This is a genomic window from Algoriphagus faecimaris, assembly GCF_900101705.1.
GTDB lineage: Bacteria > Bacteroidota > Bacteroidia > Cytophagales > Cyclobacteriaceae > Algoriphagus > Algoriphagus faecimaris.
In genome coordinates this window covers 86,160-101,610 of sequence record NZ_FNAC01000010.1, presented here as the reverse complement: position 1 = coordinate 101,610, position 15,451 = coordinate 86,160, and the positions used below count along the sequence as shown (strand labels likewise).

Genomic DNA, 15,451 nt, shown 5'->3' with positions numbered 1-15,451 from the left:
TGATCATCAAATATAATAATTGGTATCTTGGTGCTGCAAAAAATTCAAACTCAAATCACTATGCGATTTCAACTTCTTGCTTTAATAGCCCTGAGCTTTGCTTGCAGCCAACCCAAAGAGAATGACGAGGAACTTCAATCGACTGTCGCAACCTCACAGGATTCGCTTTTGCTATCAGAAAATGAAATGAAATATCTGAGGAATATCAAGCAGCTGACTTTCGGAGGAAACAACGCTGAAGCCTATTGGTCGTTTGATGATGAGATGCTGGTATTTCAGTCCGATTATGCAGCGTGGGGAGCGAAGTGTGATCAGATTTTTTATACCCACTGGAAAACAGACAATCTAAAAAACAATCCTCCCAAACGGCTGTCCACAGGCCTAGGAAGAACAACCTGCGCTTATTTTCTTCCGGGAAACGAAAGTATTGTCTATGCCTCTACTCATTTGGGTGGGGAAAATTGCCCCCCTGTCCCTGAGCGGAGAGCGGATGGCAAATATGTTTGGCCAATTTATGATAGCTACGATATATTTACAGCGGATATTAATGGCAATTTGATCACTCAGTTGACCGATGAACCAGGGTATGATGGGGAGGCTACGCTTTCGCCACAAGGTGATAAAATAGTCTTTACCTCCATGCGAACCGGAGACTTAGAACTGTACACCATGAATACTGATGGGAGCGGAGTCCGACAAATCACCACAGATTTAGGTTATGACGGAGGGGCATTTTTCTCTCCGGACGGAAATAAATTGATATGGCGAGCCTCTCGCCCTGAGACGGAGGCAGAGATTTTAGAGTACAAAGAGCTACTCGCTGAAGGCTTGGTCAAACCTACAGAAATGGAACTCTATGTGGCCAATGTAGATGGTACGGAAATGAAAAAAATTACCGATTTGGGACAAGCAAACTGGGCCCCTTTCTTCCATCCCTCAGGAGAAAAAATCATTTTCGCATCCAATCACCACACAGAGCGAGGCTTCCCATTCAACTTGTACATGATCAACTTAGACGGCACAGGACTGGTGAGAATTACCGAAAATGACACTTTTGACGCCTTTCCTGTTTTTTCCAACGATGGAAAATACCTGGTCTTTTCCTCCAATAGAAATAATGGAGGCACTCGGGATACCAATCTTTTCGTGGCAGAATGGATAGGAGACTGAGCCTAAAATCACAAGCATCCAAGAAAATCAGCGAAAGAGATCGTTCTTTCGCTTTTTGTTTAGATGGAATCCTTTATTAATTTAAATGTTCTTCAAACCCTTTTTTAATGAAAATCTACCGCAGACTGATTATTCCGCTGATTGTCACACTGGTTTTGGTCTTTTCCAAAATTTACTTTCAAGATAACTCCTCCAGCTGGGAAGGCATATTAGGATGGATCCCCCATGTCAATACCATTTTGATTATAACAGGATTCACTTGGGTTCTCTTGGTCTTGACAGGGATTTTCAAGCAACTTTTCCTAAAGCAATTTGACCTGAACAAAGAAGATAATCTCCGAGCCAGAAAGGTCTACACTCAACTGAATATTCTACAGAAAATCATCAACTTCATCATCATCGTACTGGGGGTCGGATTGATTTTAATCTCTTTTGAGCCCATCAGGAAAATTGGCGTAGGTGTTTTCGCTTCAGCGGGAGTCGCAGGTATTATTATTGGTTTTTCTGCACAAAAAGCGATTGGAACCCTGATTGCCGGAATTCAGATAGCATTTGCACAGCCCTTTCGCCTGGATGATGCCGTAGTGGTCGAAGGAGAATGGGGCTGGATCGAAGAGATCAATCTTACCTATGTGGTGGTCAGAATTTGGGATCAACGGCGCCTGGTGCTTCCCTCCACTTATTTCTTAGAAAAACCCTTCCAAAACTGGACTCGAACCTCTGCTGACATCATCGGATCGGTATTTATCTACACAGATTACACCGTACCATTTGATGCGATGCGGAAGGAACTGGATCGAATTTTAGAAAATACCAGTCTTTGGGATAAAAAAGTAAAAGTCCTGCAAGTCACCGATGCAAAGGAACGGACAGTTGAAAGCAGGATTTTGGTCTCTGCCAGAAACTCCCCCACCGCATGGGACCTTCGGGTACATGTGCGGGAAAAAATGATTGAATTTCTTCAAAAGAACTATCCCGATGCACTGCCGCGTACTCGAGTCGTTTTGGAGGAAAACAAAAAGGCATGAGAAAATCACTCCTGATATTCCTTCTTGTGTTTTCATCGCCTGCTTTTGCACAGGAGAGCTCAAATAATTCCCTCCAATTTGACGTCTCAGCCTTTTTGGATGTATACTATGGATATGATTTTGTAGATCAAATGGGTCTGGAAAACAGGCTCCCATTTTTATATAATCATACCAAACAAAACCGACTGGGTATCAATTTGGCCTTGGTAACCTTGAGCGCAAAAACTGAATACCTTCGAGCTAATTTGGGAATTCAGCAGGGAACCTATGCCCGGGATAATTATGCCGATGAACCGGAGCTCTTTCAATGGATTCATCAGGCGAATGTGGGAGTAGCCCTAGACAACAATCGAAAATTATGGATAGATGCCGGAGTATTGCCTTCTCATATCGGCTTTGAAAATGCGGTCTCCACAGAAAACCTGACCCTTTCCCGCTCGATCATCGCAGAAAATAGTCCCTATTTTGAAACAGGAGTACAATTAAGCTGGCAAAAGGATGAACGTTGGTACTTTGCCTTTCTTTATCTGAACGGCTGGCAGCGTATCCGGGCTATTCCCGGTAGAAATAGACCTTCTTTTGGTACGCAAGCTACATTTACTCCCAAGGAAAGCATCAAACTAAACTGGAGTACTTTTCTCGGAACGGATCAACCTTTAGAAGCTGAAACCATGCTCTATTTCATGAATTTCTATGGGGATTTTAACCTGGATGATGGTTGGCGATTCATCGCCGGACTGGATGGAGGTAGGAGGACTTTGGCCTTTGATTTTGATCGTAACTGGTGGGGGATGTCCGCCATTCTTCAAAGACGTTTCTCCGAAAAGTTTGCTACTGCTTTTCGATTTGAATATTACAATGATCCCTTTCAGGCTATCGCCACAAGCGAAATCGATGCAGGAATCCAGACAAGTGGTATTTCACTGAATGGAGACTGGAAATTGGGTAAGCTTGCCACCTTCAGGTTAGAGGGGCGTTGGCTCACTGGACCAGTATTGGGAATTGATAGCGGTAATTCGGATAATTATTTTCTCTTGGGGTCTTTTGCTTTTCAGCTAGATTAGAGATTCTCTATTTCATTCAAATACTTCTCTGCCTGATCTAAAATTTCCTTTTTGTTTTTCAATTTGTCCAATGTTCGGTAGGCCATTCCAATTCTAGGATTTTTCTCTAGCTTTTCCCGATTTCGCTCATAAAAATGCCAGTACAAACTATTGAAAGGACAGGCCTTTTCCCCTAGCTTTTCCTTATGTCTGTAGGCGCAATGGTCGCAATAGTTTCCTTGTTTCTTGATGTAATTTGCCGAAGAAACATAGGGTTTGGTGCCCACTATACCCCCATCAGCAAATTGGGACATGCCACGCGTATTGGTAATCTCCACCCACTCTATCGCATCGATATAGATACCCAGGTACCACTGATCCACCTCATCGGGATGAACGCCCGCTAGCAGCGCAAAATTTCCCGTCACCATCAGCCGCTGAATATGATGCGCGTAGGCCAAATCCAATGACTGAGTGATAGATTCGGATAAACATTTCATTTTGGTCTTGCCAGTCCAAAACCAATCGGGAAGTTTGCGCTCATGAGCGAAGAAATTGAGCTCACTATATTCCGGCATTTTTGCCCAGTAAATACCCCGCATATATTCCCTCCAGCCAATGATCTGTCTGATAAAGCCCTCCACTTGGGAAATAGAAATTGTGTTTTGATGTTCCTCCCAATACCTTTCTACTCGCTCTACCACTTCGATAGGGGATAGCATTTTGCTATTCATTGCAAAGCTCAATCGAGAATGGAATAAATACGGATCCCAAGTAGTCAATGCATCTTGATAATCTCCAAAATGAACGAGCAGGCTTTCGCAGAAGTAATCTAAAACCTCTAAGGCCTCCTTTCTACTTGTTGGCCATAAAAATTCATCTTTATCGATCTTACCAATGGTTTTAACTCCCGCCTTTTCTATCGTTTTTAGCAACTCTTTGACATCCTTGGGATGGGTTTTTGGCTTTTTGAGTAAGCGCTTATCTTTTAAAGCGGAGCGATTTTCATGATCAAAATTCCATTTGCCTTGGACCGGTTCTTTACCATCCATGAGGATGTTGTATTTCTTTCGCATATCCCGATAGAAAGATTCCATCAAAAAAGTCTTTTTACCCTTGAAAAACTCTTTTAACTCATTCCTTTGGGTCAAAAAATGCTCCGTATCAAAAGCCTCATGCTCAATGGACAAATTTTCGGAGATCTGATTTAATTGCTGATCCAAGCGGAATTCATCGGGAAGCTGGTATTCAAATTTCTTTACGCCCTCCTTTTCTACTTCCTGACGGATCAGTTTTTCAAGTTGTTGGGGATTATCAGAATGGTCTATTTCGAAGTATTTTAGGGTATGACCCTCTTTCTGAAGTTGCTTCGCAAAACTTCTCATCGATAAAAAAAACGCAAGCACTTTTTGGATATGATGTGTCACATAATCTGTCTCCTGTCGCATTTCTGCCATGAGATAGATGACATCATCATTTTTTTCTTTAAACCAAGAATGGTTTAAATTAAGCTGATCCCCAAGGATTAATCGTAACGTAGTAGGCATAAAAAAAGAGCTTTATTTTCATAAAGCCCTTTCTTCAACCTTTGTTTATGAGAAATTAATATTTAAAGCAAGGCATGGAAGTTTTTCTTCCTCCTCCCGCACTATCTCCTGCCAAGAAGCTATATCGGATACTGATCTCATGAGCACCACCCACATTGGCAGAGGCTAAAGAGGAAACTACATAATCGTAGCTATATCCGACACTTAGACCACCACCTAAACTGATCCCAACCAAGGAAACTATGGACTCGTGATTGGTTCCCATCTCGTCTGAGATAGGAAGACCTCTGTACCATAGTCCTAAAACCAAAGGTTGGATATTCAACTGAGCACCCAAATCCAATTGCTGGAAAGGTCCCTGATTTTTATAATTGAAAGCGAGGGCAAGTTCACGAACTCCAGAGTTTTGATTGTAGTAAGAGCGAAAAGCTCCTCCTGATAGGTCAAATTTCACTCCTCCATGAGCGGATAATTTCATGGGCAACTCGCTGAATTCTCCTTCCAAAAAGGAAATGTTTGGCTGAGTAATGTGATGTGCAGATATGCCAAACCAAGCATGCTCATTATTGTACAACACGCCAAAACTGTAGTCGGCAAACTGATGTCTCATATCTTGGCCGAGATTTTCACCGCTGAAGTCTCCGATAGATCCAGAGGCGTCATCAATCTGGCTACCAAAGATCATATTGCCAAAGTAGGCATCACGATCCATGTAGCTGACCTGTCCGCCAAATCTTAAAAAAGAACGGAAGCCCAATCGAGCTCTATATGAATAAGCCAAGCCTATCTCTGAGACGCTGAGGTTAGCCATGCTTTGTTCTGATCGATTAAAAATCAAGCCTATGCCACTATTGGCACTAAAAATGTAATGATCTGCAAAAGCAGAATAGGAAGTGATGGACTGATCAAGACCAGGCCATTGGTTTCGGTAGTTGACTCCGATCTGAGTCATTTCAGTAGAACCCGCCATCGCTGGATTGAGATAGAGAGGAGCTGCATAAAACTGAGAATACTGGGCGTCCTGAGCAAACCCTTGGATTCCCAAGAGTACTAAAACCAATATGATGACGACCTTCTTCATGACTTTATATTTGTAGATTTTGGAGTCTATTTATGACTCATAAATCTGATCCTTATATAGTATATTTTGCATTTCGTGTTTTGAAATATAATTTTATGTATCACGTCAATAGCAAAATGATCTTCTTATAGATCTATGTTATACAGTTAAATAACAACTATTATTTGGAAAAACAAGTGACAAAAATCACCTATAAAGCTGCTGAAAATGAGGCTTTTCATCAAAAATCATCATCCCTGTGAGGTAAAACAAAAAATAAATTAGGACTTACAAATTCTATGATTTAAAAAGTAAATCTTATAAACCTGTTTTTTGAAAAAATTTTAAAATATTTTTCTTTTTTTTATAATAAAAAAACTCTTACCACTGACTTTATATTAGATAGTAAAATAGAGTAAAAAAGAAATGTTATTTTATGCATATAAAAGACAATTCTAACTACATAAAATTATGTCAAACTTAGGAGGTTTGCTCGGAAAAGGACCGCAATACCCGTTTTTTATGACGTTTAACTTTAGAGTTGCTGATAATAAACTGCCTGTTGAGCTTACAGGAGGAGTATTTAGATTTCCCCTAAGCTTCAAGCTCGGAAGGCAGTGTACTTACCTTTCCTGCGGCAGATACTCCTCCATCGGCTATTTAGGCTAAGTCTTATCACCGTTTGCACTGACTTGGACACTTTGCAAATCCTAAATTCCAAGAGCATGAGGATCAAAAAAAGACCGCCAAGGAGACGGTCTTTAAAGGGGTGACTGAAATTAAGGCTTAGCGAACCAAAGTAAGTCCTCCCGAAACGGAAAACTCTTGTCCCTTGAGGTCCTTATAGTAAATTCGATAGATGTAGTTTCCTGGCTGTGCAAACTTTCCTTGGTAGGTCCCGTCCCAGCCTTTGCTTTCAATATCAGCAGTGACAAACATTTTCTCTCCCCAGACATTAAATATCTCGAGGGTAAATTCAGCTACTGCGTTCATTTTTGGAATGAAAGTATCATTGAGTCCATCCCCATTTGGGGTAAAGGCATTGGGCACAACCATCATCGCTTCTTCGCTTGTGACCACTACAGTATTGGTCTCTGAGATAGGACATCCCAAGGGATCATAGGCAGTCAAGGTCACTTGATACGCTCCTTCTTTTTCGAAAATATGCACAGGGTCTTTTTCATCAGAAGACAATCCGTCTCCGAAATCCCAAAACCAATCACGCAGGTCATCCGATATTTCCGATATAAACTCCAATTCTTCACCGACCAATACTTCTGGCTCATTGGAGAACTCCACCTTGCGGTACTGAAAGTCCAAGACTCGAGCTCGGTTTGTCATCTGAGCAGGCATGTCTAGGTCTACGGAAGTTTCCGCTTGACACCCAAGAGCATCAGTTATAGTTACTTGAATAAAACCAGACTGGTAAACAGGAATTTCCTCTTTATCCTGCTCTCCAGAATTCCATTTGATTTTGAAAGGTGCTGTTCCTCCAGAAATGGAAAGTACTGCTTTTCCTACTACTCTTCCCGCTTCACAGTCAGTTTCGAATAAGGTACTGATTCTAGCCTGGATAGGGTCAGGATTTTCGATGGCCACATTCTGATTAACTCCACAATTGTTCTCATCTAACACCTGAATAGAGTAAGATCCGGCAGTCAAGTCAGAACGCTTCAAAGGACCTTCCACCCCATCTGACCAAAGTACCTTGACTGCTCCAAAAGCTCCAGATACAGCCACTTCAATCTCTCCATCAGCAGCACCACTACAGCTTGGATCCTTTTGATTTACAAGACTTACCTGGAGTGTATTTTTTGACTTTACAGTATAACTCTCAGAGATTTGACAGCCATTAGCGTCCTCTACAATGAGCTCATAAGCTCCTGGCTGGAGATCTTCAAGGTTTGGACTAGTAGGTCCATGAGACCAAGTATAAGTATAAGGCGCAGCTCCACCGGCTACCGAAACGCTGATGGAGCCATCTTGAACCAATTCACAGGAAGCATCCAAGATAGTGGACTGAAGGTCAAGAGTAGTTGCATCTGATAGAGTAAAGGAACTGTTTATACTACAACCATTGGCATCTTTTACGATCACAGAGTAAGTTCCTGAGGACAAATTATCCAATTGGGCAGAAGTCTGACCGGTATTCCAAGAGTAAGTATAAGGAGATGCACCCCCAGAAACATTGAGAACAATAGAACCATCATCGGAATTACATAGGGGCTGATAGACTTCTCCAGATAAATCTAAAGGAGAGGAACCTTTTACAGTGTATGCACCAAAGAAAGAACAGCCCTTGGAATCAGTTACAGTTACTTCATAATTGCCAGCTTCCAAGTTGGAAATATCTTTAGAAGAAGCACCGGTATTCCACTGATAGGTATAGGGTCCCTCTCCGCCAGTAATACTCAGGGATATTTTACCGTCTTTCTGACCAGAACAGCTCTCATCTTCAATTGACTCTGTCACAGCTACACCTCCTGCGGGAGCCTTTATCTCAAATGAAATGGAGGCATCACAATTATACATATCATAGACAATTGCGGTATAAGTACCCGGACGCAAATCGGAAAGCTCCCAGACATCTTTAGGTCCATGACTCCAAACAACACGATAAGGATCACCTCTACCTATCTTTACTCCGATTTTGGCATAGCCATCAGGAGCTGATCCGCAGGAAGCGTCCTTGGTCTGAACAGGCTCTAAAATCAATGGAAATGGTGGCTGCACGACAATCCGCTCTACATGGACTGTTCCTTCAGCATCAGTAATTTGAACGGTGTAGGTTCCGGCGTTAAGGTTATATCGGTTTTGAGTGGTTTCGTTGGTGTTCCATTTAAAAGTGTAGGGCCCTTTACCTCCGGTGACGTTGAGAATAAGAAAACCTTTTTCAGAATGGGAGCAAAGTGCCAATTTTCCTGTGACTTCTACTTGAATTCCTCCATAGCTGCCTTCTCTATGATTAGAGCCCAAAGGAAAGTCTAAAATTTGTCCATGGGCTTGAATGGCCACTATCGATAAAATCATTAGTGCCCAAATCTTAAGCTGTCCGATAAAATCCAAGTTTTTCATCTTCTTTGATACCTTATGCTTTCTTTTGAAAGGTCAAATATTGTGTTTTGTATACAGTATTTTGTCACAGCAAAACAGAATATAAAACTTTAAAAGTAGCCTTCAGCCTTATTTAATAGCAAAATAACAGTATTTTATTTCATATAACAAAATTTTATACTGTGACAAATGTCATATATGAAACTGATTGCATGAGGTTTTTGCAGAAATAAACACCATTGTCAAAAACCTGATAAGAAGCTACTTTTTTTTAGGGATAAAAGACACGAAAACTATAATTAATAGAAGAAAAAAATTAAAAAAAAGAAAACTCAATACCTGAAACAAGGGATTACCCTAGCCTTTTGGTTCCTTTTATTGGGATCTCCTCCCCATAAAAATGAATAGGTCACCGAAACTTCATGAGCACCGCCGGAATTTCGCTGATTAAGCTTGGAGACTGTCACATCATAAGAATATCCAATGTCAAGCCCTGTAGGCAAAGATACCCCCACTAGGGCAATTACAGATTCATTGTTTGGCAATTCATTCTTGGTAGGCAAGCCTCGGTACCATAGTCCAAGAACCAAGGGGTCCAAATAGATCTGTGTTCCTATATCCAATTGATTGAAAGGATCTTGCTGCTTGTAGTTAAACGCAAAGGAAATCGCCCGTTCTTGAAAAGCATGTGTGAAATAATCCCTGCGACCTCCTGTCAGGTCAAATTTAATTCCTCCCTGAAGGGAAAGCTTCATAGGAAGTCTAGAAACCTGACCCTCTACAAAAGACACATTAGGCTCAGTAAGGTGATGGGCAGAAGCTCCAAGCCAGATATTTTTGGTATAAAACATTCCCCCAAAGGCAAAATCAAAAAAGCTATATCGGCTATCAATCGGCACTCCATCCAACTCATCCGTGATGCCATTTACTCCGCCATTTATAATATCGATTTGTGACCCAAAAACCAGATCAGAAAAGAAGGCGTCCCGCTGCATATAACTCACCTGACCTCCCAGTCTGAAGTATGTATCTTCACTGATACGAAGCCGATAGGCATGTGAAAGCCCAATTTCATTAGTCGACAGATTGGCCAACCCTTCTCTGTTGGCATTGAAAATCAATCCTATCCCGGAGTTGTAATCAAAAATGTAATGATCTATATAGGCCGAAAAAGAATTGAAGCTATAATCCAAGCCGGGCCATTGGTTCCGATAGTTGACTCCTATTCGAGTAAGCTCTGAAGCTCCTGTCAAAGCAGGGTTTAGATATAAAGGTGCTGCGTAAAATTGAGAATACTGTACATCCTGGGCCTTGGATATCAATCCAATGCCTACCAAAAGTAGCATACCGAGTATTTTCCTCAACATAGCTTTTCCCCTCTTCCTCTAGCGAAGGTATCGTTTTAATCCCTCTTTAGAGGAAATTTAACATGAATTAAAGGTTTTGAAACTACTAGGGCTTAAGATTGGGGAGACAATCGGTTGGGTTTCAGACCTGGCGATAAAGCACAGCATTTTACCGCGCATTTATGGCTTTGCCTACAAAATCAATAATTATACCAAAGGCAGTTTTATCGATTATAAATCGATTATTATTTGATTTTTTATCAAGTCCTCAAATTTTTCTCTTTCACGTATCAGATAAGCCTTCCCATCTAGAATCAAAACCTCCGCAGGTCTCACCCTTGAGTTATAATTAGACGCCATGCTAAACCCATAGGCACCTGCATTTTTAATCACCAACAAATCACCTGATTTTATTTTAGAAAGCGATCTATTAGCCGCTATCGTATCAGTCTCACAAATGTACCCCACTACAGAATAGCGACCCTCTTCGGCATCAGGATTACTGAGATTGTAGACATCGTGATAGGCATCGTAGAGCATGGGTCTGAGCAAATGGTTTAGACCAGAATCCACACCAACAAAAGTAACCGAAGGAGTTTCCTTGACCACATTAGTCTGCACAATCAAATACCCACTCTCACTCACCAAAAACTTACCGGGCTCTAGCCAAAGTTCGAGTTGACGTCCATAATTTTTGCAAAACTCCTGAAAAGCACTAGACACTTTTTCCCCCACCTCAGCGATATCGGTCTCTGGATCTCCTTCCTTATAAGCTACTTTAAACCCTCCTCCACAGTCGATAAACTGCAGATCCGGGAAATTTTTAGCCGCGTCAAAAAGTACATTAGCCCCTTTCAGAAATACCTCTGCATCCAGTATATCAGAACCCGTATGCACGTGGAGTCCGACAATTTTTACCCCTGATTTTTTTACAGCGGTAAGTATTTCATCGAGCTGCTCGATAGATATACCAAACTTACTCGTCTTATGTCCAACTGATATTTTAAGATTACCGCCCGCCATAATATGGGGATTGATCCGAATACAGGCCGGCACTTTATCCCCAAAAGCTTCTCCGTATTGATAAATAAGTGGAATACTATCCAAATTGACCATGACTCCCAGTTCAACAGCTTCACGGATTTCTTCAAAACTCACCCCACTTGGGGTGTACATTATTTCTTTAGCTGAAAAACCTGCCAGCATTCCTAGACGAACCTCTTCAATCGATACAGCATCTATACCAGCACCACCCTTTTTGATCAGTTTCAATATACTGACATTGGAAAGCGCTTTGGTCGCGTATTTAATTTTCAAAGGAACTCCACTGAATGCTTTCTGAAGGGCATGGATTTGATCCAGGATTTTTTGTCCATCATACACATATAATGGTGTCCCAAAATCTTGAGCTATTTTTTCTAGAAATACTCCCTGAATACTTGTAGGTCTTGATAGGTCTGACATGGTCTGAAATTTGCCCTCAAAGATAGGTAAATAGGCCCGAAAGGAAGAAAAAGGGAGCCTTTTATGCGGACTTTAAGACCTAAAACTTGTCCAAAAAACCATCCTCAGGATTAAACTGGATCAATTCCCTTGACATCAGGCCGTTAAATATTGTTAACTAACCCATTCTCCCTAACAAAGCCACTAAATTTGTACTATGTCCAAAAATAAAATCACCCTAATCATTGTGTTGATGTCCGTTGCAAGCTTGGGCTTGATGGGCTTTCAATACTATTGGGTGAAAAATGCTATTCGGATAAATCAAGAGCGCTTTGACCAAGACGTCTATCAAGCATTAGCAAGCACGGTGGACCAGCTGGAAAAAGGAGAAACCAGTGATGTCTTACTCAGTCAACTGATGAGGGACCCGATTCTTCAGGAGTCCTTGTTCGAAAAAATAGATCCTATCGATTTTGAGGTTCGGCAAAGACCCAAATACCGCTCTGGACCTTCTATCGTGGACACGCTTAAAATCACTCCTTTTCCGGAGGTGAGCAATACTTTTCGTCGCATCTTGGAATCAAGAGGTATTGACCTATCCATCTTGGGAGAATTAGAAACTTTTTTTGCCAGAATGACTCCAGAAGTGGCTTCTTCCATTTTTACACCTGATGAAATGGCGGTGCTTTTGGAGGAAAAGGAGCGTCAATTGCAGTTTTTAAGTCAAGTCGACGTCTACCAATTCCGAAGTGCACCGACCCTGATCCCGGAATCCGAATTTGAAAATGAAATAAAAATCTCCGATGATGCCCTTGAGAAAATCCGTCGGGCCAATTTAAAAATTGACCTGATGAATAAAGCATGGGATGAAATCGCTGCGGGTCAGATGGCAATTTTGGATCGACTGGACACTGCGCAGGTCCGTAAACTCGTGAAAAATTACCTACTCGAGAGAGGTATCCTTGAGGATTTCGAGTTGGGTATTCTCAAAGACGATGGATTGCTCATGGCTGTGGGAAATGTCAGCGAACCTTTTCGACTGGTGCAATATGGTGTTCAAGCTAAGCTTTTCCCCAACGATGTCTTTGGAAAAGAAAATTACCTCTACATCTTCTTTCCACAAAAAGCCAATCATGTCCTACGCCAAGTTTGGCTCCCCATTTCTTCTTCTTTGGTATTTATAGGAGTTATCATCTGGTGTTTTGTCTATGCAATCCGCGTAATTCTCAGGCAAAAAGCACTCTCAGATACCAAAAATGACTTTATTAACAATATGACCCATGAATTCAAAACACCGCTGGCAACGGTGAGTTTGGCAGTGGAAGCACTTCAGGACCCAGAACTTTCTACTCAGGAACGATTTAGAGACCGGTATCTGGGAATCATCAAAGACGAAAATAAAAGACTGGTCTCTCAAGTAGAAAACGTCTTGCAGGCTGCTGCGTTAGATAAGAAGGATTTCAAACTCAAATTAGAAAAAATCAATCTTTCGGAGCTTTTAGAAGATACCGCCAATCATATCAGTTTACAAATCGAAAAGCGCCAAGGGGCCATTCAATTTGAAAATCAAATGACTTCCGGTATCGTGGAAGGGGATCTTTTCCACCTGACACATATCTTCAACAATCTGTTGGACAATGCTAATAAGTATTCCAAAGAACAGCCTGAAATAGAAATTAAAGCCTGGGAAGACGAAAATCAGGCTTATGTGAGTATCAAAGATCATGGCATAGGAATGAGCAAAGAAGCTCAACGTAAAATATTTGATAAATTCTATCGGGTTCCTACCGGTAATATTCATGACGTCAAAGGGTTTGGCTTAGGCTTGTCCTACGTCAAAACAATGCTGGAGGCACATAAAGGAAGTATTTCTGTCCAAAGCGAACTCGGAAAAGGTAGTATATTCACCATTCAACTCCCCAAAACACAATGAGCAAGGCCAAACTATTAGTAGTGGAAGATGACCCAAACTTGGGCGATATCCTAAAAGAATACCTCGAGATGAAGGGCTACGAACCCACACTCTGTAGGGATGGAGAAGAGGGCTGGAACAAATTCAAAAAAGATAAATACGACCTTTGCCTTTTGGATATTATGATGCCAAAAAAGGACGGTTTTACCCTAGCTAAAGAGATCAAAAAAGTACAAGAAGATCTCCCTATCCTGTTTCTGACAGCCAAAAATCAGAAAGATGATATTATCGAAGGGCTTAAAATCGGTGCTGACGATTATCTAACAAAGCCATTCAGCATGGAAGAATTGCTACTCCGTGTCAATGCAATCCTGCGACGTACACAAAAATCCAATGAAGTCAGCCAACTGAAAGTATATGAATTTGGGGGCTTTAAGCTCCATTACGATGAGCAGATCCTGGAAGGTCCTGAAGGAAAGCACAAGCTAACCTCAAAAGAAAATGAACTTCTTCGACTATTAGCTGCAGAAATGAACAAACTTGTCAATCGAAGCCATGCGCTAAAGCAAATCTGGGGAGACGATAGTTATTTCAATGCGCGAAGTATGGATGTCTACTTGAGTAAAATCAGAAAACTACTTAAAGATGATCCCACAGTTCAAATCATCACAGTCCATGGTGAAGGATTTAAATTGATCGTTAGCGATAATTGATTTCAAAAAGACAGCCCAAAAGCTGTCTTTTTTTACTATATCATTTCAGCACCGATTCCCGGTCCGTCGGGAAAGCTGACTTTTTCCGGTGTAATCTGAACTCCCTTTGCGGGATCTTTTGCCAAAAGCATGGCTCCATCCATATCCACATAATCAAGAAGTGGCGCGATATGGGCTATGGCCGAAATGCCCACCGAAGACTCAGTCATACAGCCTACCATAGTTTTCATGCCTAAAGATTTTGCTTCATGAATCATTCTAATTCCTGGCGTAATCCCCCCTGCTTTGACTAGCTTTACATTGATGGCGTGAAAAAGTCCCTGGCACTTTTTCACATCGCTCTCCACTATACAACTTTCATCAGCCATCACAGGGAGTTTTGAGTGGAGAAATACCTCTTTCATTCCTTCCAAATCATCCTTTCCGAGGGGTTGCTCCATAAACTCTACCCCGAGCTGGGCCAAAACTTCAGAATTTCGAATAGCCTGCTCAGCAGTCCAAGCGCAATTGGCATCTATCCTGAAAATCGCATCAGAATGCTTCCGCAGTTCCCGCACAATTTCCAAATCATTATCGGTCCCCAATTTGATTTTATAGATCGGCCAATCCACCTCTTTCATTTTGGAGACCATTTTATCCAAGCTATCGATTCCAATAGTAAAATTGGTCAAGGGAATATCCTTGGGACTCAGCCCCAAATATTCATAAAGTTTTTTTCCTTGTTTTTTGGTGTAGAGGTCCCAAGCAGCCATATCCAAGGCACATTGCGCAAAAGGATTTTCAGCAAAAATTTCTTTAGTCATTTCCCAAAGTCGCTCAGGATGATCCCAGCTTCCTCTTTCCACTATTGCTCTTGCTGCTTCCAGGCGTTCGGTCATATTCTCAATCGTCATCCCGTAAAATGGATTGGTAGTGGACTCTCCCAAACCGTAAAAACCTGCATCTTCGAGTTTGACTATCAGGGTATCTTGGATATCCCGACTTTGATGGGCGATGGTAAAAGTGTGCTTAAGAGGAAGATCTATGACCTGATAGGAGAGTTTCATTTTAGCGTTTTGATCAAATGATTGAATCTACCTGAAATTTAGCCTAAAGATGCTTAGCTTTACTTTCTTTCACCTTGCCAAAAATCAGA

12 protein-coding genes are annotated in these 15,451 nt (G+C 41.5%); 6 read left to right on the top strand and 6 right to left on the bottom strand.

All coding sequences use genetic code 11. The features are described 5' to 3' along the window. The first annotated feature begins 60 nt into the window (after positions 1 to 60). The 3 genes from BLQ57_RS07260 to BLQ57_RS07250 all read left to right on the top strand — a co-directional run bounded on the left by BLQ57_RS07260 (position 61) and on the right by BLQ57_RS07250 (position 3,262). A complete protein-coding gene (locus BLQ57_RS07260; protein ID WP_087938614.1) occupies positions 61 to 1,170 on the top strand; it encodes a TolB-like translocation protein in 1,110 nt (369 codons plus the stop codon). Between the two features lie 107 nt (positions 1,171 to 1,277). Then, on the top strand, positions 1,278 to 2,198 hold the full coding sequence (locus tag BLQ57_RS07255) for a mechanosensitive ion channel family protein (protein ID WP_087938615.1): 921 nt from the start codon (positions 1,278 to 1,280) through the stop codon (positions 2,196 to 2,198). Continuing rightward, positions 2,195 to 3,262 (top strand): porin, encoded by a 1,068-nt coding sequence (locus BLQ57_RS07250; RefSeq protein WP_087938616.1) that lies wholly within the window; start codon positions 2,195 to 2,197, stop codon positions 3,260 to 3,262. Before BLQ57_RS07255 ends, BLQ57_RS07250 begins: the two co-directional genes overlap by 4 nt. Here BLQ57_RS07250 and BLQ57_RS07245 read toward each other — a convergent pair. Further along, positions 3,259 to 4,788, bottom strand: a complete 1,530-nt coding sequence (locus BLQ57_RS07245; RefSeq protein ID WP_087938617.1) for a cryptochrome/photolyase family protein — start codon at positions 4,786 to 4,788, stop codon at positions 3,259 to 3,261. The two genes, BLQ57_RS07250 and BLQ57_RS07245, sit on opposite strands and share 4 nt — an antisense overlap. A gap of 55 nt (positions 4,789 to 4,843) precedes the next feature. Beyond that, positions 4,844 to 5,869 carry a PorP/SprF family type IX secretion system membrane protein gene (locus BLQ57_RS07240; protein WP_087938618.1) on the bottom strand — a complete coding sequence of 342 codons (1,026 nt, stop codon included), beginning with the start codon at positions 5,867 to 5,869 and terminating at the stop codon, positions 4,844 to 4,846. Positions 5,870 to 6,319: 450 nt separating this feature from the next. Here BLQ57_RS07240 and BLQ57_RS20885 point away from each other — a divergent pair, with 450 nt between their 5' ends. Beyond that, the gene (locus tag BLQ57_RS20885; protein ID WP_139162687.1) at positions 6,320 to 6,517 is read left to right on the top strand and encodes a hypothetical protein; all 198 of its coding nucleotides are present in this window, start codon (positions 6,320 to 6,322) and stop codon (positions 6,515 to 6,517) included. A gap of 117 nt (positions 6,518 to 6,634) precedes the next feature. Here BLQ57_RS20885 and BLQ57_RS07235 read toward each other — a convergent pair whose 3' ends face one another. The 3 genes from BLQ57_RS07235 to lysA all read right to left on the bottom strand — a co-directional run bounded on the left by BLQ57_RS07235 (position 6,635) and on the right by lysA (position 11,712). Beyond that, positions 6,635 to 8,923 carry a T9SS type B sorting domain-containing protein gene (locus BLQ57_RS07235; protein ID WP_087938619.1) on the bottom strand — a complete coding sequence of 763 codons (2,289 nt, stop codon included), beginning with the start codon at positions 8,921 to 8,923 and terminating at the stop codon, positions 6,635 to 6,637. A 311-nt stretch (positions 8,924 to 9,234) separates the two neighbouring features. Further along, the gene (locus tag BLQ57_RS07230) at positions 9,235 to 10,269 is read right to left on the bottom strand and encodes a PorP/SprF family type IX secretion system membrane protein (RefSeq protein WP_087938620.1); all 1,035 of its coding nucleotides are present in this window, start codon (positions 10,267 to 10,269) and stop codon (positions 9,235 to 9,237) included. Positions 10,270 to 10,479: 210 nt separating this feature from the next. Beyond that, positions 10,480 to 11,712, bottom strand: coding sequence for a diaminopimelate decarboxylase (gene lysA / locus BLQ57_RS07225; protein ID WP_087938621.1), 1,233 nt, complete (start codon positions 11,710 to 11,712; stop codon positions 10,480 to 10,482). A gap of 196 nt (positions 11,713 to 11,908) precedes the next feature. On the opposite strand from lysA, the gene BLQ57_RS07220 reads away from it, so the two are divergent. Together BLQ57_RS07220 and BLQ57_RS07215 are read left to right on the top strand one after the other, a co-directional pair. After that, a complete protein-coding gene (locus tag BLQ57_RS07220) occupies positions 11,909 to 13,624 on the top strand; it encodes a sensor histidine kinase (protein WP_087938622.1) in 1,716 nt (571 codons plus the stop codon). Further along, positions 13,621 to 14,316 (top strand): response regulator transcription factor, encoded by a 696-nt coding sequence (locus tag BLQ57_RS07215; RefSeq protein WP_087938623.1) that lies wholly within the window; start codon positions 13,621 to 13,623, stop codon positions 14,314 to 14,316. The genes BLQ57_RS07220 and BLQ57_RS07215 overlap by 4 nt, the downstream gene beginning before the upstream one ends. A 35-nt stretch (positions 14,317 to 14,351) precedes the next feature. Here the strand turns inward: BLQ57_RS07215 and BLQ57_RS07210 are convergent, their stop codons facing one another. Next, positions 14,352 to 15,362, bottom strand: coding sequence for a dipeptide epimerase (locus BLQ57_RS07210; RefSeq protein ID WP_087938624.1), 1,011 nt, complete (start codon positions 15,360 to 15,362; stop codon positions 14,352 to 14,354). Between the last annotated feature and the right edge of the window lie 89 nt (positions 15,363 to 15,451).

Excerpts from the sequence above, each read along its gene's own strand:
- BLQ57_RS07260 (WP_087938614.1), top strand. The coding sequence starts at position 61 with ATGCGATTTCAACTTCTTGCTTTAATAGCCCTGAGCTTTGCTTGCAGC.
- BLQ57_RS07255 (WP_087938615.1), top strand. The coding sequence starts at position 1,278 with ATGAAAATCTACCGCAGACTGATTATTCCGCTGATTGTCACACTGGTT.
- BLQ57_RS07250 (WP_087938616.1), top strand. The coding sequence starts at position 2,195 with ATGAGAAAATCACTCCTGATATTCCTTCTTGTGTTTTCATCGCCTGCT.
- BLQ57_RS07245 (WP_087938617.1), bottom strand. The coding sequence starts at position 4,788 with ATGCCTACTACGTTACGATTAATCCTTGGGGATCAGCTTAATTTAAAC.
- BLQ57_RS07240 (WP_087938618.1), bottom strand. The coding sequence starts at position 5,869 with ATGAAGAAGGTCGTCATCATATTGGTTTTAGTACTCTTGGGAATCCAA.
- BLQ57_RS20885 (WP_139162687.1), top strand. The coding sequence starts at position 6,320 with ATGTCAAACTTAGGAGGTTTGCTCGGAAAAGGACCGCAATACCCGTTT.
- BLQ57_RS07235 (WP_087938619.1), bottom strand. The coding sequence starts at position 8,923 with ATGAAAAACTTGGATTTTATCGGACAGCTTAAGATTTGGGCACTAATG.
- BLQ57_RS07230 (WP_087938620.1), bottom strand. The coding sequence starts at position 10,269 with ATGTTGAGGAAAATACTCGGTATGCTACTTTTGGTAGGCATTGGATTG.
- lysA (WP_087938621.1), bottom strand. The coding sequence starts at position 11,712 with ATGTCAGACCTATCAAGACCTACAAGTATTCAGGGAGTATTTCTAGAA.
- BLQ57_RS07220 (WP_087938622.1), top strand. The coding sequence starts at position 11,909 with ATGTCCAAAAATAAAATCACCCTAATCATTGTGTTGATGTCCGTTGCA.
- BLQ57_RS07215 (WP_087938623.1), top strand. The coding sequence starts at position 13,621 with ATGAGCAAGGCCAAACTATTAGTAGTGGAAGATGACCCAAACTTGGGC.
- BLQ57_RS07210 (WP_087938624.1), bottom strand. The coding sequence starts at position 15,362 with ATGAAACTCTCCTATCAGGTCATAGATCTTCCTCTTAAGCACACTTTT.